Source organism: Halomonas sp. TA22 (assembly GCF_013009075.1).
GTDB lineage: Bacteria > Pseudomonadota > Gammaproteobacteria > Pseudomonadales > Halomonadaceae > TA22.
On the sequence record NZ_CP053108.1, the window covers coordinates 2445295 to 2471507 of the forward strand.

Annotated in this window: 42 protein-coding genes; 27 read left to right on the top strand and 15 right to left on the bottom strand. The window is 59.4% G+C overall.

From position 1 onward, the window contains the following. Positions 1-61 precede the first annotated feature (61 nt). Together HJD22_RS11450 and HJD22_RS11455 are read right to left on the bottom strand one after the other, a co-directional pair. Positions 62-433 (bottom strand): hypothetical protein, encoded by a 372-nt coding sequence (locus tag HJD22_RS11450; protein WP_208653688.1) that lies wholly within the window; start codon positions 431-433, stop codon positions 62-64. Continuing rightward, on the bottom strand, positions 426-1235 hold the full coding sequence (locus HJD22_RS11455) for a hypothetical protein (RefSeq protein ID WP_208653687.1): 810 nt from the start codon (positions 1233-1235) through the stop codon (positions 426-428). The genes HJD22_RS11450 and HJD22_RS11455 overlap by 8 nt, the downstream gene beginning before the upstream one ends. Positions 1236-1326: 91 nt before the next feature. On the opposite strand from HJD22_RS11455, the gene HJD22_RS11460 reads away from it, so the two are divergent. Continuing rightward, positions 1327-2232: a hypothetical protein gene (locus HJD22_RS11460; protein WP_208653686.1), complete on the top strand. Its 906-nt coding sequence runs from the start codon at positions 1327-1329 to the stop codon at positions 2230-2232. Between the two features lie 60 nt (positions 2233-2292). Here HJD22_RS11460 and HJD22_RS11465 read toward each other — a convergent pair whose 3' ends face one another. Continuing rightward, positions 2293-3741 carry a DNA cytosine methyltransferase gene (locus HJD22_RS11465; RefSeq protein WP_248730231.1) on the bottom strand — a complete coding sequence of 483 codons (1449 nt, stop codon included), beginning with the start codon at positions 3739-3741 and terminating at the stop codon, positions 2293-2295. A 50-nt stretch (positions 3742-3791) separates the two neighbouring features. On the opposite strand from HJD22_RS11465, the gene HJD22_RS11470 reads away from it, so the two are divergent. Further along, complete coding sequence (locus HJD22_RS11470; RefSeq protein ID WP_208653684.1) at positions 3792-4673, top strand: hypothetical protein; 882 nt, start codon at positions 3792-3794, stop codon at positions 4671-4673. A 105-nt stretch (positions 4674-4778) separates the two neighbouring features. On the opposite strand, the gene HJD22_RS11475 is transcribed toward HJD22_RS11470, so the two are convergent. The 12 genes from HJD22_RS11475 to HJD22_RS11530 all read right to left on the bottom strand — a co-directional run bounded on the left by HJD22_RS11475 (position 4779) and on the right by HJD22_RS11530 (position 11973). Continuing rightward, complete coding sequence (locus HJD22_RS11475) at positions 4779-5309, bottom strand: hypothetical protein (protein WP_208653683.1); 531 nt, start codon at positions 5307-5309, stop codon at positions 4779-4781. A 69-nt stretch (positions 5310-5378) separates the two neighbouring features. Then, positions 5379-5912 (bottom strand): single-stranded DNA-binding protein, encoded by a 534-nt coding sequence (gene ssb, locus HJD22_RS11480; RefSeq protein ID WP_208653682.1) that lies wholly within the window; start codon positions 5910-5912, stop codon positions 5379-5381. 44 nt (positions 5913-5956) lie between these two features. After that, positions 5957-6754: a DUF2303 family protein gene (locus HJD22_RS11485; protein ID WP_208653681.1), complete on the bottom strand. Its 798-nt coding sequence runs from the start codon at positions 6752-6754 to the stop codon at positions 5957-5959. Beyond that, complete coding sequence (locus HJD22_RS11490; protein ID WP_208653680.1) at positions 6751-7116, bottom strand: hypothetical protein; 366 nt, start codon at positions 7114-7116, stop codon at positions 6751-6753. Before HJD22_RS11490 ends, HJD22_RS11485 begins: the two co-directional genes overlap by 4 nt. A 46-nt stretch (positions 7117-7162) precedes the next feature. After that, the gene (locus HJD22_RS11495; protein WP_208653679.1) at positions 7163-8125 is read right to left on the bottom strand and encodes a hypothetical protein; all 963 of its coding nucleotides are present in this window, start codon (positions 8123-8125) and stop codon (positions 7163-7165) included. Continuing rightward, positions 8118-8891: a hypothetical protein gene (locus HJD22_RS11500; protein WP_208653678.1), complete on the bottom strand. Its 774-nt coding sequence runs from the start codon at positions 8889-8891 to the stop codon at positions 8118-8120. The genes HJD22_RS11495 and HJD22_RS11500 overlap by 8 nt, the downstream gene beginning before the upstream one ends. Before the next feature lie 10 nt (positions 8892-8901). After that, positions 8902-9198, bottom strand: coding sequence for a hypothetical protein (locus HJD22_RS11505; RefSeq protein ID WP_208653677.1), 297 nt, complete (start codon positions 9196-9198; stop codon positions 8902-8904). Further along, the gene (locus HJD22_RS11510) at positions 9195-9467 is read right to left on the bottom strand and encodes a hypothetical protein (protein ID WP_208653676.1); all 273 of its coding nucleotides are present in this window, start codon (positions 9465-9467) and stop codon (positions 9195-9197) included. Before HJD22_RS11510 ends, HJD22_RS11505 begins: the two co-directional genes overlap by 4 nt. Beyond that, positions 9454-9642, bottom strand: a complete 189-nt coding sequence (locus HJD22_RS11515; protein ID WP_208653675.1) for a hypothetical protein — start codon at positions 9640-9642, stop codon at positions 9454-9456. Before HJD22_RS11515 ends, HJD22_RS11510 begins: the two co-directional genes overlap by 14 nt. Next, positions 9639-9848, bottom strand: coding sequence for a hypothetical protein (locus HJD22_RS11520; protein ID WP_208653674.1), 210 nt, complete (start codon positions 9846-9848; stop codon positions 9639-9641). Before HJD22_RS11520 ends, HJD22_RS11515 begins: the two co-directional genes overlap by 4 nt. Positions 9849-11086: 1238 nt before the next feature. Beyond that, positions 11087-11296, bottom strand: coding sequence for a hypothetical protein (locus HJD22_RS11525; protein ID WP_208653673.1), 210 nt, complete (start codon positions 11294-11296; stop codon positions 11087-11089). A gap of 5 nt (positions 11297-11301) precedes the next feature. After that, entirely contained in the window at positions 11302-11973 is a 672-nt protein-coding gene (locus HJD22_RS11530; RefSeq protein ID WP_217267754.1) for a LexA family transcriptional regulator, read from the bottom strand. 84 nt (positions 11974-12057) lie between these two features. On the opposite strand from HJD22_RS11530, the gene HJD22_RS11540 reads away from it, so the two are divergent. From HJD22_RS11540 to HJD22_RS11660, 25 genes are all read left to right on the top strand, one after another. After that, entirely contained in the window at positions 12058-12237 is a 180-nt protein-coding gene (locus tag HJD22_RS11540) for a Cro/CI family transcriptional regulator (protein ID WP_208653672.1), read from the top strand. Between the two features lie 58 nt (positions 12238-12295). Further along, positions 12296-12622, top strand: a complete 327-nt coding sequence (locus HJD22_RS11545; RefSeq protein WP_208653671.1) for a hypothetical protein — start codon at positions 12296-12298, stop codon at positions 12620-12622. 19 nt (positions 12623-12641) lie between these two features. Then, entirely contained in the window at positions 12642-12848 is a 207-nt protein-coding gene (locus HJD22_RS11550; protein ID WP_208653670.1) for a hypothetical protein, read from the top strand. Positions 12849-13013: 165 nt separating this feature from the next. Then, a complete protein-coding gene (locus HJD22_RS11555; protein ID WP_208653669.1) occupies positions 13014-13856 on the top strand; it encodes a replication protein in 843 nt (280 codons plus the stop codon). After that, positions 13856-14677: an ATP-binding protein gene (locus HJD22_RS11560; RefSeq protein WP_208653668.1), complete on the top strand. Its 822-nt coding sequence runs from the start codon at positions 13856-13858 to the stop codon at positions 14675-14677. Before HJD22_RS11555 ends, HJD22_RS11560 begins: the two co-directional genes overlap by 1 nt. Beyond that, positions 14677-14979: a hypothetical protein gene (locus tag HJD22_RS11565; RefSeq protein WP_208653667.1), complete on the top strand. Its 303-nt coding sequence runs from the start codon at positions 14677-14679 to the stop codon at positions 14977-14979. Before HJD22_RS11560 ends, HJD22_RS11565 begins: the two co-directional genes overlap by 1 nt. Before the next feature lie 97 nt (positions 14980-15076). After that, positions 15077-15523, top strand: coding sequence for a recombination protein NinB (locus HJD22_RS11570; protein ID WP_217267755.1), 447 nt, complete (start codon positions 15077-15079; stop codon positions 15521-15523). After that, positions 15520-15837, top strand: a complete 318-nt coding sequence (locus HJD22_RS11575) for a nuclease domain-containing protein (RefSeq protein ID WP_208653666.1) — start codon at positions 15520-15522, stop codon at positions 15835-15837. Before HJD22_RS11570 ends, HJD22_RS11575 begins: the two co-directional genes overlap by 4 nt. Then, entirely contained in the window at positions 15834-16175 is a 342-nt protein-coding gene (locus HJD22_RS11580; protein ID WP_208653665.1) for a DUF3310 domain-containing protein, read from the top strand. Before HJD22_RS11575 ends, HJD22_RS11580 begins: the two co-directional genes overlap by 4 nt. Further along, positions 16172-16375 carry a hypothetical protein gene (locus HJD22_RS11585; RefSeq protein WP_208653664.1) on the top strand — a complete coding sequence of 68 codons (204 nt, stop codon included), beginning with the start codon at positions 16172-16174 and terminating at the stop codon, positions 16373-16375. The genes HJD22_RS11580 and HJD22_RS11585 overlap by 4 nt, the downstream gene beginning before the upstream one ends. Next, positions 16375-16716, top strand: a complete 342-nt coding sequence (locus HJD22_RS11590; protein ID WP_208653663.1) for a DUF1064 domain-containing protein — start codon at positions 16375-16377, stop codon at positions 16714-16716. The genes HJD22_RS11585 and HJD22_RS11590 overlap by 1 nt, the downstream gene beginning before the upstream one ends. 144 nt (positions 16717-16860) lie before the next feature. Continuing rightward, positions 16861-17454: a hypothetical protein gene (locus tag HJD22_RS11595; RefSeq protein WP_208653662.1), complete on the top strand. Its 594-nt coding sequence runs from the start codon at positions 16861-16863 to the stop codon at positions 17452-17454. Between the two features lie 44 nt (positions 17455-17498). Beyond that, positions 17499-18044, top strand: coding sequence for a YfbU family protein (locus HJD22_RS11600; RefSeq protein WP_208653661.1), 546 nt, complete (start codon positions 17499-17501; stop codon positions 18042-18044). 190 nt (positions 18045-18234) lie between these two features. After that, entirely contained in the window at positions 18235-18498 is a 264-nt protein-coding gene (locus HJD22_RS11605) for a DUF3892 domain-containing protein (protein WP_208653660.1), read from the top strand. An 84-nt stretch (positions 18499-18582) separates the two neighbouring features. Then, on the top strand, positions 18583-19218 hold the full coding sequence (locus tag HJD22_RS11610; RefSeq protein ID WP_208653659.1) for a glycoside hydrolase family 108 protein: 636 nt from the start codon (positions 18583-18585) through the stop codon (positions 19216-19218). 47 nt (positions 19219-19265) lie between these two features. Beyond that, positions 19266-19583 carry a hypothetical protein gene (locus tag HJD22_RS11615; protein WP_208653658.1) on the top strand — a complete coding sequence of 106 codons (318 nt, stop codon included), beginning with the start codon at positions 19266-19268 and terminating at the stop codon, positions 19581-19583. Further along, positions 19580-20056: a 3TM-type holin gene (locus HJD22_RS11620; RefSeq protein ID WP_208653657.1), complete on the top strand. Its 477-nt coding sequence runs from the start codon at positions 19580-19582 to the stop codon at positions 20054-20056. The genes HJD22_RS11615 and HJD22_RS11620 overlap by 4 nt, the downstream gene beginning before the upstream one ends. Positions 20057-20081: 25 nt before the next feature. Then, positions 20082-20465: a Gp49 family protein gene (locus HJD22_RS11625; protein WP_208653656.1), complete on the top strand. Its 384-nt coding sequence runs from the start codon at positions 20082-20084 to the stop codon at positions 20463-20465. A gap of 116 nt (positions 20466-20581) precedes the next feature. Beyond that, the gene (locus HJD22_RS11630; RefSeq protein WP_208653655.1) at positions 20582-21157 is read left to right on the top strand and encodes a hypothetical protein; all 576 of its coding nucleotides are present in this window, start codon (positions 20582-20584) and stop codon (positions 21155-21157) included. Beyond that, on the top strand, positions 21150-21860 hold the full coding sequence (locus HJD22_RS11635) for a terminase family protein (RefSeq protein ID WP_208653654.1): 711 nt from the start codon (positions 21150-21152) through the stop codon (positions 21858-21860). The genes HJD22_RS11630 and HJD22_RS11635 overlap by 8 nt, the downstream gene beginning before the upstream one ends. After that, positions 21857-22117 (top strand): hypothetical protein, encoded by a 261-nt coding sequence (locus HJD22_RS11640; protein WP_208653653.1) that lies wholly within the window; start codon positions 21857-21859, stop codon positions 22115-22117. Before HJD22_RS11635 ends, HJD22_RS11640 begins: the two co-directional genes overlap by 4 nt. Beyond that, positions 22114-22830 (top strand): hypothetical protein, encoded by a 717-nt coding sequence (locus HJD22_RS11645; protein ID WP_208653652.1) that lies wholly within the window; start codon positions 22114-22116, stop codon positions 22828-22830. The genes HJD22_RS11640 and HJD22_RS11645 overlap by 4 nt, the downstream gene beginning before the upstream one ends. Before the next feature lie 12 nt (positions 22831-22842). Further along, entirely contained in the window at positions 22843-25020 is a 2178-nt protein-coding gene (locus HJD22_RS11650) for a hypothetical protein (RefSeq protein WP_208657047.1), read from the top strand. Further along, positions 25013-25213, top strand: a complete 201-nt coding sequence (locus HJD22_RS11655) for a hypothetical protein (protein ID WP_208653650.1) — start codon at positions 25013-25015, stop codon at positions 25211-25213. Before HJD22_RS11650 ends, HJD22_RS11655 begins: the two co-directional genes overlap by 8 nt. Positions 25214-25271: 58 nt before the next feature. Next, positions 25272-26207: a hypothetical protein gene (locus HJD22_RS11660; RefSeq protein ID WP_208653649.1), complete on the top strand. Its 936-nt coding sequence runs from the start codon at positions 25272-25274 to the stop codon at positions 26205-26207. Positions 26208-26213: the final 6 nt, after the last annotated feature.

Sequence of the window (26213 nt, forward strand, 5' to 3'; positions counted from 1 at the left end):
GCGCGCATTAAAAAACCGCCTCATGGGCGGTGGGTCTCGATATCGGTATAGCGATATCGACTCATGGGGTGGGGCGGGTACACGGCATGCCGAAGTGCTCCATCAGATCGCATGTTGCCTGCTGAGCGTGATACCGCCCCTTGGCTTTCACGAAGGCCAACGCCAGGCGGCGGGTTTCCGCCAGGCTCTCTTGTGCGTTGCTGGCCAGTTCCTTCTCCGCGGCATCCAGCATTGAGTTGAGAGTGGTCTTCTCATGCTCGAGCTCCTCGATGCGCTGGCAGAGCTGCTCATTGACGTGATCATCCTTGCCGCCGAATACCGCCACGCTGCCGGCCAATACCATCTGCTGATCGATCGAGAGCGGGCAGCCGGCCCGCTTCATGGTGTTTTTGATCATGTCGGAGGGGGTGGCAATTTCCGCGTGGCTATTCATGGTTGCCTCCTTGGGCTTGGCGGCGTCGGTAATGACGTGCTCGGGCTTTCAGCCATAGCTGCGTCGAGGTATCTATTGAATCCTCTGCGGCAGATTCCAACGCCTCCGCCTGCCACTGGGCTTTCAGGTGCGCGAGGGCTTGGCGGAACTGTTCGACATAGTGCTCCCGGCTGCGGGCGCCCCAACTACTCACCATACATTCGGGTTCCGGATCCTCATCTGGATAATCGGCGTCGGGCTCCCCCGGTATCATGAGGAAAGCGTTCTCAATGCTGTGCAGATAGTCGGCGAAGCGGCGCATATTCTCGATATTCGTGACGATCACGCTTGTGCGGTGGCGATTCTCGTTGTGGGGCGGGAACCCAAGGGCATCGGCGACCGCCTCCACATGCGCCGCCAGGGCGAGGCGTTCCCGCAGGATATGCTCGACAGCATTGAGCGCGGGTGCTGGCCCCATGCCGCCACCGGTATCGAGCCCGACGATTTCCTCGAGGCGCTGCCAGGCTTCGCACATCGCACGGAATCCCGTCGCCTCACGGTCCGCACGTTTCAATGCTGCATCACGCTCTTTCACAACCAATCTGGCAATTGCGACTAAATCGCACATGCTTGGATTTTCAGCGTCATGTCCTAATGCACTAGCAAGATCCATTTTCAGCCGCTGATGCTCAGTCGCTTCCAGCCGATCGGCAGCGGAAGATGCCTTTGCCGTGACCCGTGTGCCGCACACCGTACACCGATGCTCGCAGGTGTAGGTGCCCGGCCATTTCTCGCCGCAGGTGCGGCATTCGAGCTCGTTCATCGCAAAGTCCTCATGGCTCATTAAAGAATTGAAGTTTTCTGCCGATATGCTAATCAAGTCTTAATTTATGATCTTGGGTATAGGTAGGCATATGGCTAATCAAATTGAACATGCGTGGTATAGCCCTACATGGGAATATGACGAAAATGATTACCAATCATTGATAGAAAATCATATTGTCATCTCTATAGAACAGTATTCGAGTGAGATGCATGGCTTCTTATTCTGTCCGCTATGCCACACCCCCTTATCTAAATCACCATCAGAAAAAATGCATTTCAGTAACGGACGAAGTGCCCACTTCAAGCACCTACCATCCTTTTCTCACATCCGGTGCGCCCACCGGTCTCTAAGAGCACAGGGACTCAAGTTCGATTCTGAAGAAGATGCGCGCCGAGCCATTGATGACGAACAACTCGCTGTAGTACATGAGTTCATCAAGGAGAAGCCGGTAGCCATAGAAAATGAAGCAGACCCTTATGACCAGTCCCAAGTTGAGGATATGGACGGTCCGCTAGCAAACTTTCCCATATCTAGGCATCGCGGAGAGCATTTCATAGTTCCCACGCGCATTAAAACTGTACATGGCATATGCCGAAGATTTGATCATAATCTGGAGCGCTACTACGTTCTTCCTGGCATGACCAACCCAGTTCAGCTTCGGTCTCTGCTACGGGACGCATCAAAAATAGAAACAACGATTGAAATACCCGCTCTTTATTACGGAGTAATCACCAACATCAACTCACCTTTTAAACGCCCCCATAATGTGGCAATGATAATGGTCAGCTATTCGGGAGGGCACGCTGATTTCTGCATAAAAACTACAAACGCTTCTGCGAAGGAGCATGGCATTGACAATAACTCTAAGGGAAGATATGTGATGTTTTTTGGTCCAATAAGCACCAATGGTGTTGGTCTATGCTTCAACAACCCTGGCTGGGGGGAATACTCCATCTTACCCGAAAAGTACAACCATCTTATTGAAAACCTTTAATCTAGAATAATAGCTGGTGCGGTTATCGTTAAAAGCCGCCTCAGTGGGCGGCGGGTTGGTCTATGCAGCCACGGCAGGCGCTGCCATGAACTTTTTCTCGTGAGCGAAGTTTGCTTCCACGATGGCCTTCGCCAGAGGCGGGCAGACGCTGTTGCCGATCAGGCGCACCTGGGCGTACTTCGGCACTGGTCGGCCATCGACCTCTGCGAATTGGTAGCTGGCCGGGAATCCTTGGGCGGCAGCGAGTTCGTGCGGCTGGAGCATGCGCATGCCAAGGTCGACGATGGCGTATTGCTCGCCGTCTATGGTGACGGTGACCAGGCCGAAGCGGTCACGGGTGGGCATGGTGTGCAGGGGCTCGCCCGGGCCCTGGCCGACGCCTTTGCCGTAGTACTTCACAAGGAAGGCCGTCACTGCTGCAGCGTGAGTGCCCCCGGCGCAGATGGTCGGCATCGGCTGGGCAATGTCGCTACCGCCTCGCTCGCTGCCCTTGAGGTTGAGCAAGCTCACGGCTACCGGTGCGTTGTGGTCGGTAGCGGTGATGGTGGGCAGTGGTTGGCGAAGGTCAGCGCCGACCACGCCGCCGTAATGCTTGGCCAGGAATGCCGAAACTAGGGCATGCTTCTGACCGCCTGCAACGACCGTGTCCAGCGGGCGATTGAGGTCAAGCACGCGCGGACTCTGGCCGGGACGTTCGCCGTAACCTGTCTGCACCATGAACGGCTCGGCATTCTCCACCACGTACCGCATCACGCCTTTGGCGATCCGCTTGAGCGTGTTCTCTGCCAGCGGCCGGTCACGGTCGAAGATCGACGGGCAGGGGATCGACCAGTCGATACACTCCGCAGCTGTACGCCACGGCTGCAGCTTGCCCCGGCGTACTGCTGGCGTAGCCGGGTCGCCATGGGTGGGCTTGGGCCACACGATCGGCAGGCCATCGCGCCGGGCGATCAGGAACAGTCGCTTGCGGATGGTCGGGGCGCCGTAGTCGCAGGCCCGCAGGATCTTCCAGTCCACTTGGTAGCCGTGGCGCTTGAGCATCCGCACGAAGCCACGAAAGGTTAGGCCCTTGCGCGCCGGATCCGGTACGACCTGGCCCATGCCGTTCTTGGTCAGCGGCCCCCAGTCGAGGAACTCTTCGACGTTTTCCAGTGCGATGACCCTGGGCTTCACCTTGGCCGCCCAGCGTGCCGCTACCCATGCCAAACCGCGCACGCTCTTGCTGACAGGACGGCCACCCTTGGCCTTGGAGTGGTGGCGACAATCAGGGGAGAACCATGCCAGTCCCACCGGGCCATTGACGGCCTTGGCGGGATCGACGTCCCACACGTCGGCAACCGAGTGAGCACTGCCGGGGTGATTGGCGGTATGCACCGCAATGGCGGTGGCGTCGTGGTTGATGGCGAGATCCACCGGGCGGCCCAAGGCCTGCTCGATTCCTTCGGAGGCACCACCGCCGCCGGCGAAGTTATCGACCACCAATTCATGGCCAAAGAGATTTAGATTCAAATGTAATTCCCCTATCATGTTGAGGTCTTTACAGATAACCGGAGGAGCGCATGGCCCAGTTAATTTTATTAGGAGCAGGGGCCAGTTTTGGCAGCGAAGATGCCGAGCCAAGACCTCCATTAGGCAACTCTTTGTTTGATTGTTTAGAGAAAAGAAATGGTATCGCCTCGACCTTTCCTGAAGAATTGAAAATCGAGTTTAGGAAAAATTTTGAGATAGGCATGGCTAAGTATGATGAGTGGAGTAGCCGTAATATAATGCAGTTCCAGCGAGAACTTTCGTCATTCTTGGCGGAGTTTAGCCCGAGCCCCAACAATACGTATATTAAGATGCTTTCTACGCTGGGGGTTAAGAGGTTTGTATACTGCTCTTTAAATTATGACCTTATGCTAGAACTCGCTGCATTGAGACTGGGCATGGCAACAACTTATTCGCAAGAAAAAGGGCATGGAATGAGACTGTTGAAAGTACATGGGTCTTCGAATTTCTGGCCTGCTCTGCCTCCACGCTATTTCTCCAATTCAACCTTCAAAAACAATGGAATCGACTTGGAAGTCGGGATAAAGCCTGTATCTCAGGAAGATGCTTTATATAAGTCTTTAACGGAAAACAGTATTGCCCCAGCAATGTGTGTTTATGCAGAGGGGAAGCGCGCCAACGTTTCTAGCACATACATAAAAAAACAGCAGGAAATGTGGTTTCATCAGCTGGAGAAAAGTCCTCGTATATTCGTTAGCGGTGTCAGGGTTAATGCTAACGACGACCATATCTGGGGCGCAATAGGCCGAAGAAAGTTAGATGTATACTATTATGGTTTAGAAAACGATCATGATGAGTTCATCGATTGGAAAGCGCAGCATGAAAAAAAGAACGCCTTTTTTAAGTTAGCCGATTTTTCCCAAGCAATTGATTTTATAAACGCTAGAATTTAATCATCACTCGCTCAGAGACTGATTGAATTCGTTGCCGCGTGACGTGCGGCGTACGGCCACCGCCTCCAGCCTTCCAGGGCTGGCTGCGCTGGGTGATAAGATCGATCAAGCCGCAGAATGGCGACCTGGTTTCAAGTGGAATTGCGGAAGCGGGGGGTGATCGGCATTGGCCGCTTCCCCGTGTTCGTCATGCCAGGCCTTATGGCAGGGCGGGCATAGCCAGCGAACATCAAGCTGGCGTAGGTAGTCGTCGTGGTGGGCGTGGATTCGCCCTTTGCTTGTCCCGCATCCCTCGCAGGAGCTTTTTCGCTTGAGTCGCCCATCGTGCAGCGCCTTGCTGACCCGGTTATGGGCCTGAAGCTTGATCGGGTTGCGCTGGCGGTACTTCGAGGTACCGCGTTTGATGGCCTCTTTGCCCTCGGGTGTCTTTTGGTAGCGCTCCCTGGCGGTAACGCGATGAGGAAGCATGGCTCGTTGTCGGTCGTACTGACGGTAATAGCCGATATTCTCTTCCCTGTTCTGGCGAACCCTGGCCTTGCGGCACTTCTTGCAAGTGGTGTCTCGCCTTCCGTCTCGACCTGTCTTATAAAACCCATCAAGCGGCTTTTCCTCGCCGCACTTATGGCATGTCTTCATGAGACATCCTCCATGCAGATACAGAAAAGGCCGCTCAGTGGCGGCCTATATGGTCAGTTAACGAGCCAGTCAGAACGGGATCTCTGAGTCAAAGTCGTCGAAGCTGCCCGGATTCGGCGCCCCGTAGTTCGCCTGATTGGCCTGGCCTTGGGGTGGGCGCTGGTTATTGCCTTGTTGCCCCTGCTGGGGAGCCCCGGCTTGCTGGCCATAGCCGCCCTGAGGTTGACCGCCTCCGTATCCGCCTTGCTGCCCGCCCTGGCCGCCGCTGCGGGTGTCGAGCATCTGCATGTCATTGGCGACGATCTCTGTGCTGTAGCGGTCCTGGCCGTCCTGGCCTTGCCACTTGCGGGTTTGCAGGCGGCCTTCGATGTAGATGCGCGAGCCTTTCTTGACGTACTGCTGGGCGATCTCGGCGAGCTTGTTGAACAGGATCACGCTATGCCACTCGGTACGTTCCTGCTTCTGGCCGCTCTGCTTGTCGGTCCAGCTGTCAGTGGTGGCGATGCGCAGATTAGCCACCGGTTTTCCCGATGGCATGAATCGGACGTCAGGGTCCTGACCAAGATTGCCGATCAGGATGACTTTGTTGACGCCTCTGGCCATAAGTTCGTCCTTCTAATAGAAGGGCCCCGCAGGACCCCATGAGATCAAGGGTTGAAGGTGCCGAGCAGGCATTCGCACTCAGGCAGGGTGCGAGTGATATCGCCAGCGAACTCCTTGGCGATTTCCTTTTCTGCTGACTCTAGCGCCATGGCGCGCAAGCGGAAGCTGGGGCCGCCCTTGGTGATCGTGGCCACGCGCATGGCAAAGTCACGCTCTGCCAGGCCCTCGTAGGGGGGCAGCGTCCAAGTGATGACCGTGGGCAGCCGCTCGGCCTGCTTCACGGTGACCTTGTTCATGACGCCGATCTGCGAGCTGTGCTCCTGCTTCTCGCTGTCGATGCTGGTCAGGTCATCGATCGATACCTTGCGGAAGGCGTGAATCACCTTGCTCTTCTCAAGCTTCTCGCCGTTCTTGTTGAGGAAGGTCATCAAGTGACCCCAGTCCTCGATCAATTCGACCATCTTCTCTTGGTCATAGGAGGAACCGTCAGCGACGTGGAAGGCGGCGAATTCTGGCGTCTTCGGCAGCGTGAGGGTGGCACTGTGCTCGCAGTGCCCCGGCGCGGCCTGACCGCCAATATCGAGGAAGGTGCGGGCGGCCATGCGATCCTGGTCAATGAATACCGGCACGCCTGCCGACGCCCAGATTCCCACGTAGCGAAGGAACGCGGCCAAATCCTGCGTCTGGTACTTCCCGCGGAACCGGCGGCGGTGGGGCTGGTACTGCTCGAGGTCGGCGAGGTTGAACTGGTCGCCCATGATCAGGGCGTTTCCCTCGGCGACTTCGGTCCCCGTCTTGTGGGACTGTTCGAGGTGCTGCAGCGCTTCTTTGGTCAGACTCATTGGTCATTCTCCTGCGTCTGGTGCTTGATCTTGCGATGCGGATGGCCGAAGGCATCCAGTTGGTTTTTCGGCTCCAGCGTCATCTCGCCGCCTTGGTTTACGTACATCACCGTTTCGGTGGTGTGAGTCTCTGACTGATCGCCGTGAGCGGTCGGGATCTTGAAGGCCAGCTTGTGCAAGATGGCGCACTGCGTGCCCTTGCCGATGTTGTTAACCTCGAAGTCAATGCTGACCTTGGCCTTCTTCTTTGGGTTGTCGGTAGCGGCTGCAGCGGCATGGCTCAGGATGACGCCCAGGCGTTCAGCCAATACGCCGCCGTCCAGGTCCTCAATGAACCTGGATACATCTGTTGGATGGGACATTGCGGGTACCTCGTGGGGAAGAAGGGGCCACCTGGCCCCGGGGTGGTTAGGCGGCCTTGAGCGAGGCCATGGCGATGTCGTAGCCGGTCCAGTTGTCCACGCCGGCATCCAGCAGGGCGTAGAGCTTCACCTGGTCTGAGAGCAGCTGCTCGTATTCCTTCTTCGTGATGGTGACCGTCTCGGGTTGGGCGATCTGGCTGGCCGGCTTGAAGTTCGCTGCGTCGGCATTGAGGCGGCTGGTGTCGATCGGTTGGTGCGCAGCGGACGGGCTCTCCTCGACAGGCTCGGCCGGCTGTTCAGCTTGCGCCTTGGCTGCTTCCTGTTCGGCCTTGAATCGGCGCAGCTCTTCGAGTTCGGCCTGCTCGGCGGCGCGTCGCTCCTCTTCCTCCCGCAACTGGCGGCGCTGGGTCTCTATCTCGGCTTGCTCCGCCGCCATGCGCTCACGCTCAAGGGTGGAGGCGTGAATGTCGGCGATCTTACGGATTACCTCTGCTCGAGCGTCTTCCGCTTCGTTTGTCACATCGAAATAGTCACCGGTATTGATACGCTCCGCGGCTTCATGAAGATCGGCCAGAGCGTTGGAATCGAGCCCCTGCGCGGTGTCAAGGAACGACCATATTTCCCTCTGGATTCGCTCACGCAACCGTGCAATGCGTTCTTCCTTCTTCCGCGCCTCGGCTTCGTCTACGTCGCGCTTGGCGTTGCGGTGTGGCCCTTCGAGCTGTTCGATCTCCCCGATCAGCCCCTTGGCATATTGGTTGACCTGTTCGATGAAGTCGCGATGGGGCTTGGTGATCGCCAGGCGGGCCTTGTCGGTACCAGTGCGGTACTTGGTCAGCTCCTTGAGCGAGGTCTTGCCTCGCTCGTAACCTTCCTTGCTGGTGTAGTCCGGCACGGTGCCGTGCTTGGCGCGGAGCTCGGCCATGGCGGCCTCGACGCGGTTGAGCTCCACCAGTTCGCTGGCATAGGCCTGGGGTGAAGTGTCGAGTTTCTCTGCTGCGTTACCCATGGGTCGTTTCCTCTTGTGTCTGTTTGCGTTCGGCGTGGACGCGCTCAATGCCGTCCTCGGCGGCCTTGCGGATCATGTCGGAACCGCGTGCAGGACCGACCCGGGCGACGCTGGCCCGGTCGGTAATCCGTTGGAGCATGGTGTCCGCTGCAAGCTGGATGCTGCGTGGGTGAGGGATCTTGGTGCGCAGGGTGTCGCACTCGCGCTTGAGCCAGTCGGCGTACTCGTCGCGATACTTCTGCAGCTCGGCATCGAAGTCTTCGGCCTTCTCTAGGCGCGTCTCGGCTTCGCGGAGTTTCACGTACCCCTGATCATCGAACAGGCCGGTGTAGATATCAGCAGCAAAGCCCAGCAGGGAAAGGCACTTCTTCATGGCGTCGGTGACCGACTTCTTGGGCGCCTCGCCATCGGTGATGAACTTGCCGTTGTTGGTCATGTAGACCGCGCGGGTATGGCCGAACTGCGTGACCTCGCCGCGCTTCCCTTCCCACTCGTACCAGAGCGTCAGCTGGCAGGTGTGGGTCTGCTCATAGCCGATGACCTGTTCTTTCAGCATCACCGGAGCGCCCTGGTCGAAACGGTCAACGTCGATCCGGTAACCCCATCCGATCCCGACAGTGCCGAAAATTTTCGTGGCCAGCTTGACCATGTGCATGGTGTCGATGGCGGTGATGTTCTGGCCATTAACCTTGGCGGGCTTGACCGCATCGGTAGGCGTCTTCTCTACCCGGCTCCATATCGCCAGGTGGTCGTTTGTCTGCGTCATGGTTGCCTCCTCACGCCGCGTAGCTCACGGCCTCTTCGTATTGGTCTTCGGCTACCTGCTTCGCCCAGGCCTTGAGCTCCGCCCGGCCGTCATCGGTGGTGATGTAGTGCTCGATCAGGTGGGCGATGGTGGTGCCGAGCGTGAGCTTGTCGTACCAGCAGCCCAGCAAGCCCTCGTCACGGACATGCTCGGCGAAGGAGAGCAGGGCATCGGGGTTGCACTCTTCAACGGCCTGGACGATCTCGGCGGCACGCTGCGATACGTCGAAAGGGTGGCCGCGGGTGGGGATGTTGACGATCATGTTCATGCCGCCTTCTCCTGCCGGTTTAACGCAATCCAACTCGCTAGCATGTCGCGCTGCTGGGCCAGGGTGGTGCCGAGCTCTTCGGGCAACACCACTTCGCTGTCGTGCAGCGGCTGGGAATTGTCGTCGATCACTCGCACCCAGCTGGTGATGATCCCGAAGCTCGGCATCGGCCGAGTCTCGTGGTAGACCGTGCGGCCCGTTTGCTCGCCGGCAGCCAGTGCTAGGCTCTGGATCTGCTGCAGCAGTTCGCGCTGTTCAGTCGTGATCATTGAGAAACTCCTGACAGGTGGACGGCACGTCCTCAAATGGAATGAGCTCGATGGTGATTCGGTACATGCGGCCATGCAGCAAGAAGGGCTCGCTGGTTCTGTCTCGTCCGTGATCGATCAGCATCTGCTGGGCCAGGGCGGATTGGGCAACGTGGCGGGGGATGGCGTGCTTCATGACACCCTCCATAGCTGCAGCAGGGGCGGTTTCTGGCCGTTGCGCCGTTGCACGTACTCCGCCTCACGCCGGGCGTTCTCGACCTGCTGAATGCTGGCCGGGCCGCTGTCGAGCACGCGGCGGGCGAGCTCGACGGGGCGTGCGGTTAATCGTGAGTGGGTGCCCAGCCGGAACCGGGCAACATCTGCTGTTTGGATCGTGTTCATGGCTGGACTCCGGAATAAAAAAGCCCTCTGGTGAGGGCAATACGCAGGGAATTGATGAGGCGATGCGTCACCAGCATCGATAAGCAGGCTCCACCGGGGCGCTACCCCCGCTTACTTCCGGGCCGTGGTTTTTACGTACACGTCCGCCGATTCGGACACAGGACGTTTTCCCGGTCTTTCCTATCCCGACGGTGCAGCTCGCTTGAGCACGGAACCTGCTTATCGATGGCCCCTGTTGCCAAGGGCCAGCATTCCCACGTCATGGCATCGCTTTCTGCCGTGCTGCCTGCACCTGCTGGGGGCTAGCCTCTCGGCATGGCCCAGCAGCCCGCTAGGGCGTGACGTGATCGCCTACACGGCACTTGCCGGTAGTCGCCCCTGTATTCCTGGGGAAGGATTGATAGCGGATTTAAAGAGCGTCGGCCTGGTAGGGCCGTGTGTTGCTACCTACGCTTCCAACTTTAAGCATGCTTAAGTATCTCGTCAAGCTTCTGCTGAAAACAATTTCAGAATGCTTAATTCCAGGAGGCAAAAAACCCGCCTCGGTGGGCGGGTTGGAGAAGCTGCTAGAGGTCAGAAGCAGCGCTTTGCTATGTCAGGCACTGGCTCTTGCTGGGGTAAGTCGATGTTGTCAATCAATTCTTCAAGATGCTCAACATAACAGTTGCAGATTTGGTGTGCCTTTCGCTTCCCATAACCTAAAGTGCGCATGCTTTGGATGCAGTCTTCTCGATCCTCTGCAAGGAGCTGCTCTCTTGTAGGTGGCTCGACCGGTGCAGCTACAGCCAACGTGAAAAGCATGGAAAAGAGCATAATTATCACCCATTGCAGGCACAGCCACGAGGCTGGCGACAGGTATAGCTACGGCTGATGCATGAGTTGCCGCATGCTTTTCCTTTACGGCATACCCTGCAACAACCTTGGGCGAGCATGAGGCTGCCACTATCCATTTCCTGGATTTCGACGCAGTCACCGTCGAGTTGGAGCTCTTGGGTAAGTGCTTGAACAGAAGAAGCTGGACTATCCGCTTGGTGATCGATGGATTGCGGGGGAGGTTGGGCTGCCTGAACTGCGAACGAAAAGAGGAGAGCGGTGCATAACACCACGATGCGCTGAAGCATAGTCTGGTCCCTTGCGTATGAGTTATATAGGCCACTTCGTTTGGGTGGCTTCATACCAAGAATAGCAGGAAATAAAAAACCCGCCCCGGTGGGCGGGTTAGGAGAAGGAGTGGTTTATTACGGTGCTAGGTTGCGGCAAATCCGAGCAATACCGGAATCCATGCCGGATGCTTGAACACGCTCGATGTAATAGGCCAGGCAATGATCAAAGCTTTTGAAGGCCTCAGCAGGCCCCACTGCCATCTGTGGCGCAGTCAACCTACCAGCAGTGAACCCTATGGCAAGTGCGATCATGATCACACCTATTGCTTTGATATCAATGTTCATTCCAACTACCTCAACCTCATCTCGGCGATGACAACGCCTATTACCTGGCAATTTCCGTTGATCCTAACGTAGGGCTCGTTCCAAGCAGGGTTCAATGCCTTGAGCATGCGGCCACTGCCAGGTTCCTCAATGTACCTTTTGAAGGTCGCCTCGCCTGTGTCGGTCATTACTGCAATGACATCCTTCCCACTTTCCGGGAAGCGCTCGGGATCGACGAAGATGAGTGTTCCCGGCATGTATTCAGGCACCATGGATTCGCCCACTACGCGCAGCACATAGGTACGGTCGCTGCAGGGGATAGGGCAGGGCCAGTGCGGGGCTTCTGACAGGTCAAGGGCAATGTCTCCTGCTTCGGTCCAGGCGCCCGCTTGTACCCAGGCGATCTCCGGTACGAACCTTGCGCTCGGTGGCCCAGGAAGGACATTGGCAGCGCTGTACCCCGTTCCTGGATCTGACACACCTTGCGGCAACATTTCTCCCTTTCCATCGACAAGCCAGGTATATGACACGCCAGTAGCTCTCGCCAGCTTGAGCAAGTTCTCAGCCTTTGGAGCCTTAGTGTCTGCGTTCATCCATTGGGTTACAGCAGAGGGTGAGACATTGCAGAGCTTAGCGATGCCTGACTTTGTCATCTTGCTGTGCCGGATAGCAGTTTCGATGCGTTGCGTGATTTTCATTTAAGCAAGCTTAACCATTATCACATTCAGCATGCTTGCGATATTATCTTTAGCATGCTTAAATCTCACTAAAAGGAGGAGGCTATGACGACCTCGGAAGCTATCAAGCACTACGGCGGTAAAAAAATCGAATTGGCGCGAGCGCTTGGACTTTCCCCATCCGCCATAACGCAGTGGGGGGAGAGCGTACCCATTTTGCGCCAATACGAACTTGAGCGCCTGACTAAAGGGAAGCTCAAGGTCGATAAGCCAGCTGCCGCCTAATCACCCACCCGCCTGCCTGTGAAGGCCGCGACCCTCAGAAAACAGCAAGGGAAAACACATGGATCGTTACCTCACAGAAGATCGTCGCCGCAAGGCTGAAGGGGAGCACCTGGAGCATCCAGTTCGGGTCCGATTTACCGATTCCGAGCTTGATGAGCTGCAGGCTGCAGCGGCGATGCAGACCGGTGGGCGCCTCGCGCCGTATCTGCACGACCTGATTCTCGAGGCACACCAAGCCCGCAAAGAACGGCACGCGCAAATGCTAGCCGACCTGGCAGAGGGCAAGCCGCTCAGTGCTGAGTCCCGCGAGGCTGCGACCCTGATGCTTCAGCGCATGGCTGAGATCGGCCTGATGCGCAGTGTGCATCAGCAATTAACGGCCTGACAGGCCCCAGGAGGTGCACGTGTATGACCGGGAAATGGCACAGGCTGCGCTGCAACGCATGAGCATCGAGCATCGCTCAATGGCTGAGGCAAAGGCGAGGGCTAGGGGAGTGTCGGCGTGTGACGTGGTGCTGGAAGAGGCGCTGCTGGTATCGCAGGAGCTCGCCAGTGATGCGTTGTTCGCGCTGAGACAACAGCAGGCTCGCCCAACCCTTCGAGTGGTGTGACACCAAAACGAACAAGCCCCGACGGTGGTGGGGACCAATGCCGGGGCTTCAACAAAACATGAGGTTATCGTAATGGAAACAGCACAGGTTTACCAGTTCCCACCGCGTCGTGATGACGCCGTATCGTCGGGCCCTGATAGTTCAGTCCCGGCAAGGAGTCCGCAGGTGGAAGACGGATTCACTCGAATCGCCAATGAACTGCTCGAAGGCATCATCGGCGCCCCACTGACAGATCGTGAGCGTCGTGTTGTGCTGGCCATCGTTCGATTGACGTATGGATGGAATCGAAAGGCCGGGCGCATCTATGCCGAAGACGTTTCCGAGATCACCAATCTTCACGAGTCCCGTTGCTCGAAAGTGATCTCCGAATTGGTGCGACGTAAGGTGATTTTTCGCCAAGGCGGAAGCCGTTCACCGATCACATTGAACAAGGATATGGGGCAGTGGGAAGCGTCAACCGGCTCAAAACGGCAGGCTCCGACGAAAAGAGCCGAGTCGGCCCAAAATGAGCCGATTGAACCGGCCCAAAATGAGCCGACCTTTAAATACAGGAAAGACAAACCCCCTCTCACTTCGTTCGAGGGGGAGGGCACGCCTGAGAAATCGACCCCACCAGAATCGACCAAGCCGAAACGCGCCTCGGTGGCAAAGCTCGATCTGGAAAACCTGCCCGATGGGGTGACCCGTGAAGCGGCGGAGGGATTCATCGAGCATCGCAAGGCGCTCAAGAAACCCCTGACGCAACGGGCGCTCATGCTGGCCCTGGGCGAAGCGGTGAAGGCGAGTCAAGCCATTCCCGGGTTATCACCCGATCAAGCCATCGACGAGACGATCCTGGCCGGCTGGCAGGGCGTGAAGGCTCAGTGGCTAATCAACCGCCTGGGTGGCCAGGGCGCTCAGCTGCCAGCCCGCAAGGATGGCCGCATGGGCTTTGCCCAGCCCAGGGCAACCGGGACCTACACGCAAGGCAACGATGATGAACTGCCCGATTGGGCGAGGGGGATCTGATGACCGTCCCGATGACAACCACGCCTGCGATTCGTGGCCACCTGGCGGGGATCCTGTCCGGTACCGCGAAGACCCGCACAGCGTCGTGCCGAATCCACGGTGAGTACCAGTCCACCCAGATGCCGAACGGCCAATTCTCCGAGTGCGACCAGTGCGTGATGGACCAGGCCAAGGGAGCCGGCCAGGCAGACGTCGAGCAGGCAGGTGCCGCCGCTTCGCTGCGCAAGCTCGAAAAGCTGCGCGAGGGCTCGATGATCCCACGGCGGTTTCAGGCCAAAACGCTCGAGTCCTTCGATCACGGCAACAGCCGCGACAAGGCCCACCGCCTAGCGGTATGTCGTGCCTACGTCGAGAAGTTCGGGGAGCGCCTGGCCCAGGGTGGCGGGCTGATCTTCACCGGCGGTGTCGGTACCGGCAAGAGTCACCTGGCCTATGCCATCGGCAATGCGCTGCTCGCCCAGGGTTACCGGGTGATGGGCATCGATGTCTACGAGCTGATCGATCTCATCAAGGAGCGCGCCTTCGGCAAAAAGGAATCGAGCGAGCGCGACGCCATCAAGGCCTTCGTAACCGGGCTCGATCTCCTGATGCTCGACGAGATCGGCGCCCAGCTGGGCACCGAGTGGGAGCGGCTGATGCTCTTCAAGATCATCAACGAGCGCTACAAGCAGCAGCTGCCCACGATCCTGATCAGCAACATTGACCGGGAGGAGCTTGGCGCTTACCTGGGCGAACGCATCATCGATCGCATGCAAGAGGGCGGCGGCACCACGCTGACGCTCGATTGGGACAGCTATCGCAGCCAGAAAGGAGCCGTCTAATGGGAACCGTCACCGAACTGCGCCGTTCAACTCGGCGCCTGAACAACCCCGAGTCACAGCTCGGCCGTGTGCACCTGGTACTGCGAGACGCCACGCGCTGGCTGCAGCTGCACCAGATCAGCGAGGCGATTCTGGCCCGGTTCGGGAAGATGGATAGCCACGCGGCGATCTCCGCCCGGATCCGGGAGTTGCGTGCCAACGGCAAGATCATCGTCCGCCGCGAGGTGGCCGGCCACGGCAATACGAGGCCCTGCGAGTACAAGCTGATTGAGGGGCATACCGAGGGAGGGGATGCGGCATGAATGGCTCCATCAAGCTGGCCTTGGCCTCCGCTGGCCTAACTGCGGTGCTGTTCGCCCAGGTGGCGCTGCTGCACTTCATGGTGTCCGGGGGTGCGGCATGAGCCAGGATCTCGAGTTCACCATCACCAGCCCCAACGACCTGACGCCGATCATGAACCGGGCATGGCAGGCGGTGACCAAGGGCCTCCCGGCCGGACCGGTGGTGGTCAAGCTGGGCCGACCGAACAGCAAGCGCACGCTGAGCCAGAACGCGAAGCTATGGCCGATGCTGTCGGACCTTCATAGCCAGGTGGAGTGGTACGGGGAGACGCTCACTCAGGAAGAATGGAAGGACGTCATGACCGCCGGGCTCAAGCGTCAGCGGGCGGTGCCTGGCATCGATGGCGGGTTCGTCGTGCTGGGCGCGCACACCAGCAAGATGAACAAGCAGGAGTTCGCCGATTTGATCGAGGTGATCTATGCCTTCGGCGCCGAGCGCCAAGTGGCATGGAGTGAGCCAGCGTTGCGGGCCTTCGAGCACTACAGGGAGGCGCAGGCGGCATGAAGATCAAGAGCAATGCAATACGGCAAGCCGCCCGGGCTGAGCGCTGCACATTCGAGATCGTTGGGGTGTGCAACGGGGATGAGGCGACAACCGTCTTTGCCCACCTGCCCGATGAGACCAACGGCATGGGCACCAAGTCCTGCGACTTATCTGGGGCCTTCGGTTGCAGCGCCTGCCATGACGCGATCGACGACAGAACGCAGCCGATGATCGCCGAACAGGAGCGAGAGTGGTACATGCGCCGGGCCCAGACACGGACCTGGCGGCGCCTGATCGAGCTGGGGGTGATTACCATCAAGGGGGCGAGGTCATGACGCACCACTGTATGACGTGTGGCGAAAGCGATAAGCATGGATTCGGGTGCGATGAAGCATGGCCCGAGGCGCGCGTTGACGCTATCGGGCAGAACGGCAACGAGGGTATTCACTACCTCAAGCAGCCCCGCTATCAGGATCAGAAGGGCGATGACTGGATCGATGAGTTTGCCCGCACCGCCACCGCAGATGAGTTTCGAGGGGCGATGCGCTTCACCATCGGTAAGTACAACAGACGCGCGGGTAAGAAGGACGCCCTGCTGAGCGAGATCCGCAAGATGGAGGATTATTGCCGCCGCTGGGCAGAGTACGAGCAACGCCTGGAGGGGCAAGCATGATCATGATCTCAAGCAAGGCAGGGAAGAGGCTGGCCAGGGCGCGAGCTTCAGAGCTGGCGGCGCTTAACCATTGGGCCAAATATCCGAGCCAAGAAAATTGGGAGGTATGGCAAAAGACGCAGATCGAGAGAGCATCTGCGGGTAGCGAGCTGGCTGACGAGTTGATTGCAGACCGTCACCACCAAGCGGAGGGCGACTGATGCGAGACCTCGCCCTGGGCCGAATGAAAGCCGGTCACATGAACAAGACCGAGACGGAGTATGCCGCAACGCTCGAGCAGCTGCGTTTCACTGGGGAGGTGGCGTGGTACCGCTTCGAGGGCCTCAAGCTGCGCCTGGCTGACAACACGTTCTACTCGCCCGACTTCGCCGTTATGCGCTCGGATGGGCTGATGGAATGCCACGAGGTGAAAGGATTTTGGCGGGATGATGCCAGGGCAAAGATCAAGATCGCCGCAGAGCTATACCCGTTCCGCTTCCTGGCGGTACAGAAGCAGAGCAAGAAGGCAGGCGGGGGATGGAAGACTGAGGTGTTCGAATGAGTGATCAGCACCGGGACCACCCGCGAGACAGCCGCTACTGCAATAAGCCCAGGCGGCGATAGGCAACACTGAGCAGCAACAAGCAACAAAATAGGCAACATAGGCAACAGGGGAACGGGAATGCGATATAGCTCAGCACGCCAAATGATATTTCAGGCATACCAGACCCAGCGTGACAGCGTGCTGGCCGGTGCGATCCAGCGGGCACGATGGGGCGTTGACGTGCAGATGAGCCAGCGAAACAACAACGACTGGCGCATCGTGCATGGACTCGAGGCCGGGGCGGTGATCAGTCGCGTCGAGTCCCAGCCGGCACACTTGCAGGCAATGGCTCGCTACTGCTTCGGGCCATTCACTCGGGAGGAGCTGGTGGAGGACGCCGAGACGGTCCAGCTCGCACTCTACCGCAAGCTGCTGGCCGATGGCGTGAAGCTGCCAGGGCAGGGGAAGGGAAAGCCCTCCACCGAGCAGCTCGAGACGCTGCGCTACCTGTGTGCTGCTGCACTGTTCCATCACAGTCAGGTGACATGGCCGTACTCACGCCCAGGGCTGGCCACGCCCAAGGTCGTGCAGGGATTCATGCTGGATGAGTACGGGGTCGAGGTTGATGTGCGTTTCTGGACGCGTACCGATCGCTCGACCTGGGGCGCGGTGTGGGAGCGGTTGCTGCGTGTTCTGGATAACTGGGAAGCCGAGGCGTTGGCGCCGGTGGCTGCGTTGGTGCCGGTGGCGGCATGAGTGATAGATTGAACCCTCACTCTCCCTTATCAAGGTACGCGCGCATGGAATTAACTTTTACCCCGGCTGAACGCCTTTCGTTGCTTATGCAAGCCGATCAATTAGAGGCGAGCGGCGTATCCCACGACATAGATCCTGCTTTCGTTAAGAAAGCGCTTTATGGAGGTCATGACTGGGCTTTGGCTTGGGAAATGTCTGGCGTGTTTGGCATGTACGATATCGAGACGCCAGGCCACGTATCATTTGTCGCTGATGTCCTCGACATGTGGGAATTTATTGAAGAGTCTTACGAGGTTCTTGATCCATCAGATAGAGACGACTTGAAGCGGGAACTCTCGGGTAGCGCTATTCTTCCTCCAAAATTCCCAGGATTCGATGGGAATAATGAATCGGAATACATGAGCGTGGCGAGCTTTCTGGTGAACGATATGGGAAGATTTTCTGAATCGTTCCGAAGCCGTAGTTTGAACTCACATTATCCCGCAGTAGATGGATATCGCAGGATGCTTCGAGTATTCGACTCGGTGCGCGAACGGTTAGGCACTAGAATGCTGAATAGGGATGAGCTTGCGTCAATCCTCGGGGCGTAGAGTGCTTGCCACCTGCATCCGTTTCGCTTACTCTTTCCCCATGATCCGATTCTTCGCCCTGGCTTCCGCCGGGGCGTTCTCGTCTGGCCTTACCCGAGAACGCTTACACCCAAGGTCCGCTTTCCATCTCCTGTCATTTTCGTGCAGCCTATTCCGGCGGTATGAGAAAACTAATAACAGGAGAAGCTACATGGCTGATCGCAGGGTTATAGCAACAGGTAAGGATGGAAGGGGGAATATCACGAGGCTCTGCAATTCAAGGCAATTGTGGTCTTCAAGATCAACGAAGGATGCGATCTCAGACATAGAAAGAGGTGAGCACACCTACTATGTCGAAGACATATGGAATCGTCGTGCTGATGTGCATGTAGTAGGAACCGGGGCGAGCAAATATCTTCGCACCGATCCAGACTCATCGTGCTCAAACAATCTAGATAATCTTCCAGATTGCTGACGCTGAACCACTATTGATCATAGGCCCTGCCAGTCCGGCGGGGCCTTCTCGTTTCTACTGTCGTGAGACAGCAGGTAGGTATTCATGTCCAGCACCCTCAAGCAGCGGCTGGTCGCCTCGGTCATCGACCGAGAAGGCGGCTATGTCGATCACCCGTCAGATAGGGGCGGGCCAACGAACTATGGGATCACCCAAGCAGTCGCTCGTGAGTATGGCTACATCGGGCATATGCGCGACCTGCCCAGGGCAACCGCAGTTAGGATCTACGAGGCACGTTACTGGGATAGCATCTCACTTGAAGCCATCGCGCCGATCTCCACGGCGCTTGCCGAGTATCTCTTCGACTTCGGCGTGCACTCAGGCCCAGGCCGGTCTGGCCGAGAGCTGCAGCGAAACCTAAACGTCCTCAACAACCGGGGAAGAGACTTTCCTGATCTTACCGTTGATGGTGCGGTCGGGCCTCGAACCATTGGCGGCCTCGAGGCGTTCCATCGGCGCCGAGGGGCGAGTGGCGTCAACGTGTTGGCAGAATCAATCAACGGTATTCGCATCTCCTTCTGCCGCGATCTCGCCGAACGGGACGAGAGGCAGGAGGATTTTGTTTTCGGCTGGTTCCGGAGGATCGTCGAGTTGCGCTCGGAGGTGGAGGGCAACGTCGGCGAAAGGCTGGCCGTGTCGATTTACAGCGAACTGGACGCGGAAGTCGGATCGTTCCGCTGATCACATAATGAATAATCCGTCGGTACGCAGACCCACAAGGAGGCGGGATGGCAGATAACGGTCCCGATACCACGGTGAGGTCGAAACCCATCATGGAACGTCACCTTCAAACGATGTTGCTGGCCATCGCCACGATGCTGATTGGCTGGCAAGGCGTGACTACCTTCAATCTCAGCCAGACCAGTGCTCGGCAGGATGAACGGATCGTGCACCTTACCCAGCAAGTGTCAGAGATACACCGCGAGCTGAGAGATCAGCGCGACAATTACGTCACGTTTAACGAGGCCGACAGGCGGTTTCGCGAGCACCGTCACGAGCTCGACGCCATCAATAGCCGGGTGCGCGCCTTGGAGGAAAGCCGATGAGGTGGGCCGATGTTAAAACGACAGTTGGCAAGGTGGCGCCGGCATTGGGTGGTGCGCTGGCGGGTCCAGGCGGTGCAGTTTTGGGTGGAATGGCAGCGCGTGCGCTTGGCGTTGAGGCTACCCCGGAGGCTGTGGCGAAGGCGATTCATACCGACCCGGAAGCGGCAGTAAAGCTTGCCGAGATCGAGGCGGAGACACGTCGCGCCACGCTGGAGGCACAAGCCAAGGTGATCGTTGCCGAGGCACAGGGACAGTCATGGCTACAGCGCAACTGGCGTCCAATCCTGATGCTCACCATCACGGCCATTGTGGCCAACAACTACATCCTCGCGCCGTACCTGGGCGCGATGTTCGGATCATCGCTCACGCTCGATCTGCCTGAGCGACTATGGGATCTGATGACCCTGGGCGTGGGGGGGTATATCGCAGGCCGTACCGGCGAAAAGCTGATGCATGAGTACAAGAGCCGGTAAGAACACCCATAAAAGGAAGATTTCAATGCAAGACAACGACAACCAGATCGAGCAGGAAATCCAGGCCAAGGGCCTAACCGCGCCGCGTGTCACGCCGGCTGATATCGAGACGAACATCGCCAGTGAGCACTACTTCACGGCGGGGCAGGCCGAACGTTCGATCAAGATCGTCCGATCAGGCACCTTCGCTGGTGGTGATGCCCCCGAACCTCCGAAGGCCCTCGACCTACTGACCTTCTGCGTCCTGGTGCTCAAGAACGGCTTCACCGTTACCGGAGAGTCCGCCTGTGCCAGCCCCGAGAACTTCGACGCCGAAGTGGGCCGCAAGATTGCTCGGGCCAATGCCGTCAACAAGATCTGGCCGCTGATGGGTTATCACCTCAAGCAGCGACTACACGAGCAGCGCTGACAGAATCCCCGCAAGGGGTAGGGCCACGCCGTGAGGCGTTACCCACCTTTTCGCGGCACGTCGTGAGACGCCCGCACCTTACATGGAGGCGCCGCTCGTGAGAGCCGCGCAATGTGATGGCAAATACACGATACGACTGGGAGGCCATTCAGGCGGAATATCGCACCGGGCGATTCAGTCTTGCTCAGCTTTCCCAGCGACACGGCCCCAACCGGGCATCGATCAGCCGCAAGGCGAGCGCTGAGGGCTGGCAGAAGGATCTGACCGGGGCAGTACAGCAGCGCACGCGGGAGAAGCTCAGCCGACCGGAGTCTGCGCCGCCTGACGCGCCGGATGTCGAGATCATCGAGGCGGCGGCGAGCGAGAACGCGACCATCGTTCGTGGCCATCGCGAGATACTCACTCGGTGGCGATCAATTGCCAGCGGCTTCGCGCAGCGCATGCAGGAGCAGCTCGACCGGGGCAAGCGTGAAGCCCAGCTGGGCACAGGTGACGTGATCGAGATCGACCTGGACCTCGAGTACATCGGCCGGTGCATGGGCTACGGCACTCAGGCGGTGGAGCGCGTGGTCAAGCTCGAGCGCCAGTCCTACGGGCTCGACGTGGAAAGCGACGACCTGCCACCCGAGCGTGAACTGACCGACGACGAGATCGAGGCCAAGATCGCCAGGCTGCAGGGCGGCGATGAATGAGCGATCCCGCAAGCTGGCCCTGCTGCGGCTGCTCGAGGAGAGGGCCAGGCGCAAACGCTACAACCTGATCGAGTCGCTCTTCCCCGATGAGGGCCCGCTGCGTCGTGCGCTCTATCCCAAACACATGGAGTTCTTCCGTGCCGGGGCCATTCACCGGGAACGGCTTTTCCTCGCTGCCAACCGGGTAGGCAAGACCATCGCCGGCGGTGGCGAGATGACCTATCACCTCACCGGCCACTACCCACACTGGTGGGAGGGGCGCCGCTGGGACAGGCCTGTCGAGGCCATGGCCGCCGGCGACACCAGCCAGACCACACGCGACATCATCCAGACAAAGTTGCTGGGCGGGCTCTACGGCACCGACGAGCTCGGCACCGGACTGATTCCCCGTGCCTGCATCGGCAAGCCCACACCCTCACGTGGCATTGCGAACCTCTACGAAGAGATACCCATCAAGCATGTCACTGGCGGCTGGTCGCGGCTCAAGCTGCGCAGCTACGACCAGGGGCGGCGGATCTTCCAAGGGACCGAACTGGACATCTTCTGGCCCGATGAAGAAGTGCCGCTCGACGTGTACGAAGAAGGCCTGGTCCGCACGATGACCACGCAGGGCATGATCATGATGACGTTCACGCCGCTGCAGGGCCTGACGCCGCTGGTGGTGTCGTTCCTTGAATCCAAGCATGAGCAGGAGCCGGTATGACTGACTATTCACCCGAGGTGATGGCCAACGCCAAGCGCGCCATTGCCCGCCTGGACATGCCGCCAGCCAGCGCCCAGTTCATCAAGCACAAGACCGAGGTGGAGAAGCGCATCGAGGCCCTGGTCAAGGAGCGCGGCATCGAGCGCGGCACCCTTGGCCTGCGCATTGCCCGCAAGATGGACAAGGGCGCCTATCACGGCCAGGTGCTGACCATCGCCGGCGCCACGTTCCCCGTAGAAGACCCTGCCCAGAAATGAGCCGCTATGTGGTCCAGGCGGGCTGGAACAACGTTCCCCATCTATCCGAACAAGACAAGGCCGACCTGATGAAGTCTCTCTCACCGCACCAGATCAAGGCGCGCTCCGAAGGCGTGCCCAGCCTGGGGGCCGGGGCGATCTACCCGGTGCCCGAGGAGGACATTATCTGCGAGCCGTTCCAGATTCCCAGCTGGTGGGCACGCATCTACGGCCTCGACGTGGGCTGGAACAAGACCGCCGCGGTGTGGGGCGCCTGGGATCGCGACACCGACACGCTCTACCTGAACAGCGAGCACTACCGTGGCCAGGCCGAACCGAGCGTGCACGCCAAGGCCATCAAGATGCGCGGCGAATGGATCCCCGGAAACATCGACTATGCCGGCACCAACCAGGGCGACGGCAAGCGCATCATGACGCTCTACGAAAACGAAGGGTTGATCCTGCAACCGGCGAACAAGGCCGTCGAAGCGGGATTGCTCGAGATGCTCGATCGGCTCTCTACCGGACGGATCAAGGTGTTCTCCACGCTCCAGCACTGGCTCGCCGAGTACCGGCTGTACCGGCGCAACGACAAGGGCCGCATCGTGAAGGAGAACGACCACCTCATGGATGCCACGCGCTACCTGATCATGGGCCTGCAGCACGCGACCACGCGCCCGGTCGAGCGCCACAACCAGATCATCCAGCCAGGCGACCCCACCGCCGGTTACTGAGCAGGTACCCCTATGCAGAACGACGCGACTGTCGAGATGACAGACGACGAAGCCAGCGCCGCCCAGAAGGCCGAGATGGAGGAGCTGCTCAACGCGATGGGCAACAAACTCCACGGGCTGGCCCATGACCAGGTGTCGGCCAAGCAGCAGATCGAGAACCGCTGGCTCTCCGACCTGCGTCAGTACCACGGCGAATACACTGCCGATGAGTTGAAACGCATGACGGCCAACGGCGGCAGCCGCGTGTTTGTTAACCTGACCCGCAACAAGACCCGGGCGGCGCAGGCGCGGCTTTCCGATATGCTGCTGCCCAACGATGACCGCAACTGGGGCATCAAGCCCACGCCTGTGCCATCGCCCACGGGCGGCATGTATGACAAGGCCACCATGGTCGATCAGATCGAGCAGGCCGCCAAGGCCATGTCCGAGCAGATCGCCGACGACTTCACCGAGGCGCACTACAACGCCATCGCCCGCGACGTGATCGCCGATAGCTGCCTGCTGGGTACCGGCGTGCTGAAAGGCCCGACCGTGGTCAATCGCACCCGCCGTGCCTGGGTGACCGACGAATATGGGCAGAGCGTGATGGAGGTCCAGCAGGAGTATCGTGCCGGGCTTGAGCACGTCAGCCCCTGGGACTTCTTCCCCGACATGAGCGCCGCCCACATGGGCGAGGCCGAGTTCGTCTTCGAGCGCAAACTGATTAACCGCAAGCAGCTGCGCGAATTGGCCGAACTGCCCGGCGTGATGCACGACCAGCTACGCCGCGCACTCGACGATGTCGATGGCCATCATATCAGCCAGGATCGCCGCGACGATCTGCGCGCCATTACCGGGGTGGATGCGGTGACCGGCGACAAGCGCTGGGAACTGTGGGAATACTGGGGGCCGCTCGACAAGGAAGAGATGATCGCCGCCGGCGTCGAGGGCATCGACGACGACCCGCTGATCGAGTACACCGGCTGCGTGCTGATGGTGGGGCCGCATGTCATCAAGGCGGCCATGAACCCGCTGGATAGCGGCGACCTGCCGTACTCGGTGTGCAACTGGGAAGAGGATGGCTCGTCCATCTTCGGTTTCGGCGTGCCCTTCCTGATGCGCAACCCCCAGCGCGTGGCCAACGCCGCCTGGCGGATGATGATGGACAACGCCGGGCTATCCTCCGGTCCGCAGATCGTGATGAAGAAGCGCAGCGTGGAGCCGGCCGATGGCGACTGGACGGTGCGCCCGCGAAAGCTCTGGTATGACACCGGCGAAGGCCAGGTGGGCGATGCGTTCCAGGTCTACAACATTACCAGCCAGCAGGGCGATCTGTTCGCGATCTTCCAGCAGGCCCAGCAGATGGCCGACACCGAGACGAACCTGCCGATCCTGATGCAGGGCGAGGGGGCCAGCGGCGGCCCGGGCTCGCAGACCGCTACTGGCATGCAGATGCTGATGAACAACTCCAACATCGTGCTGCGCAGCGCGGTGAAGAACTTCGACGATGGCATCACCGAGCCCACCGTGCGCCGCTTCTACGACTGGCACATGGCCTACTCCGACGATCCGGCGATCAAGGGTGATTTTGATATCGTGGCCCGCGGCTCGAGCGTGCTGATTGCCCGCGAGGAGCAGCAGGAAAAGCTGATGATGCTCAGCCAGATCGCGGCCAACAACCCGATATTCGCCAACATCACCAACTGGACGGGGCTTTACAAGGAGATCCTGCGCACGCTGCAAGTGCCGGTCGATACCGTCACGCACACTGACGAAGAGATCGCCGAGAAGGAGCAGAATCAAGGCCAGGGGCCGCCGCCCGAGGTGCAGGCCAAGATGGCCGAATTGCAGTTGAAGGAACAGGAACTGCAGCTCAAGGCACAGGAGTTTCAGGCCAAGCAGCAGCGCGACCAGTACGAGATGCAGCTCAAGGCTCAACAGCAGCAGTGGGAGCAGGAGTACAAGGCCGCCGAACTGCAGACCCGGCAGGAGAAGGATCGCCAGGAGCTGGCATTGAAGGAAGGCATCACACTGGCGCAGCTCGAGGCCAAACTGGGGCTTGAGAGCCAGAAGCTCGAGCTCAAGATGCAGGAGACGGCCGCCAAGTTGCAGACCGAGCGCGACAAGGTCGCGGCGACCATCACAGAGCGCCAGAACGACCGCATGGCGCGACGCGAAAACATGGCCCAGGGGTTCGATAGCTATGGCTGAGATCGACAAGCACAGCGATACCTGGCGAGCCGTTACCGACTGGGCGCATGCCAAACACCAGCGCGCCGTCGATGCCCTGATTGCTGGCAGTCCCGGCGACGACAAGCTGCGCGGGGAGATCCGCGCGATCGATGAGCTGCTTGAATTGACCGGCAAGCCACCGCCACCGGTGCCCGCCGCCCACTACGAATAACCCAGGCCCGCCATGTGGGGGCCTTTTCATGACCACCTGCCGCTCGGGAGAGCCGCCCATGTCAGACCACGCCGCTGAACAGCAGCCGCTGGACCGTCAGACCGATACCGATGACACCAGCTTCGACGATGCCTTCGCTGAATACTCGAACCGGGGCCGTGGTGATCGCGATGAGTACCACCGCGACGCGCCAGAGCCCGACGAGGATCAGGCACCAGAGCCCGATCACGGGAAGGACGACGAAGCGCCGGCAGAGTTAAGTGAGGGCGATGAAGCCCAGGCCAGTGACGACGACCTCAAGGCCCGCCTGCAGCAGCTCGAGCACAGCGAGCGTAGCCAGCGTGGCCGGGTCGGGGCACTGAGCCGACAGCTACAGGAACGTGACCGAATCATTGCCGAGCTCAAGGGCCGGCAGGCTGCCCCGCAGCCGACACCGAGCAAGACGGGCGAGTCAAAGGACGTGCAGGACCAGAAGCAGGCCATCGCTGACGAGCATGGCGTTGACGACTGGGACGCCTTCCGCAACGACTTCCCCGATATCGCAAAGGCGCTCGATTCCCGCTTTGAGCATATGAGCCGGATGGAAGAGCGCATCAACTCGCGCCTGGAAGAAGTCAACGGCGCGATTCAGCCCATTCAACAGCAGGCCCACGAACAGCACCTCGCAGGTCAATTTGCCGCGCTCGAAGCCCGGCATGCGGACTGGCGTGAGGTGGTCAGTGCGCCCGCGTTTCAGCAGTGGCTGGAGCAACAGCCGGAGTGGATGCAAAAGCAAGTGGAGTCCGAGAACGCCGACGATGCGTCCGCGCTGCTCGACATCTACAAGGGACTGCACCCGCCCCCCGGTGAAAGCCGCAACGATACGCGCGAACAGCGCAACAACCGCCTGGCGCAGGCACAGACGGTGTCACGCCGTGGATCGCCGCGCCCAAGTGGCGCCCCCGATGACTTCGAAGGGGCATTCAACCACTTCGCATCCAAACGAAACCGCTAAGACCGT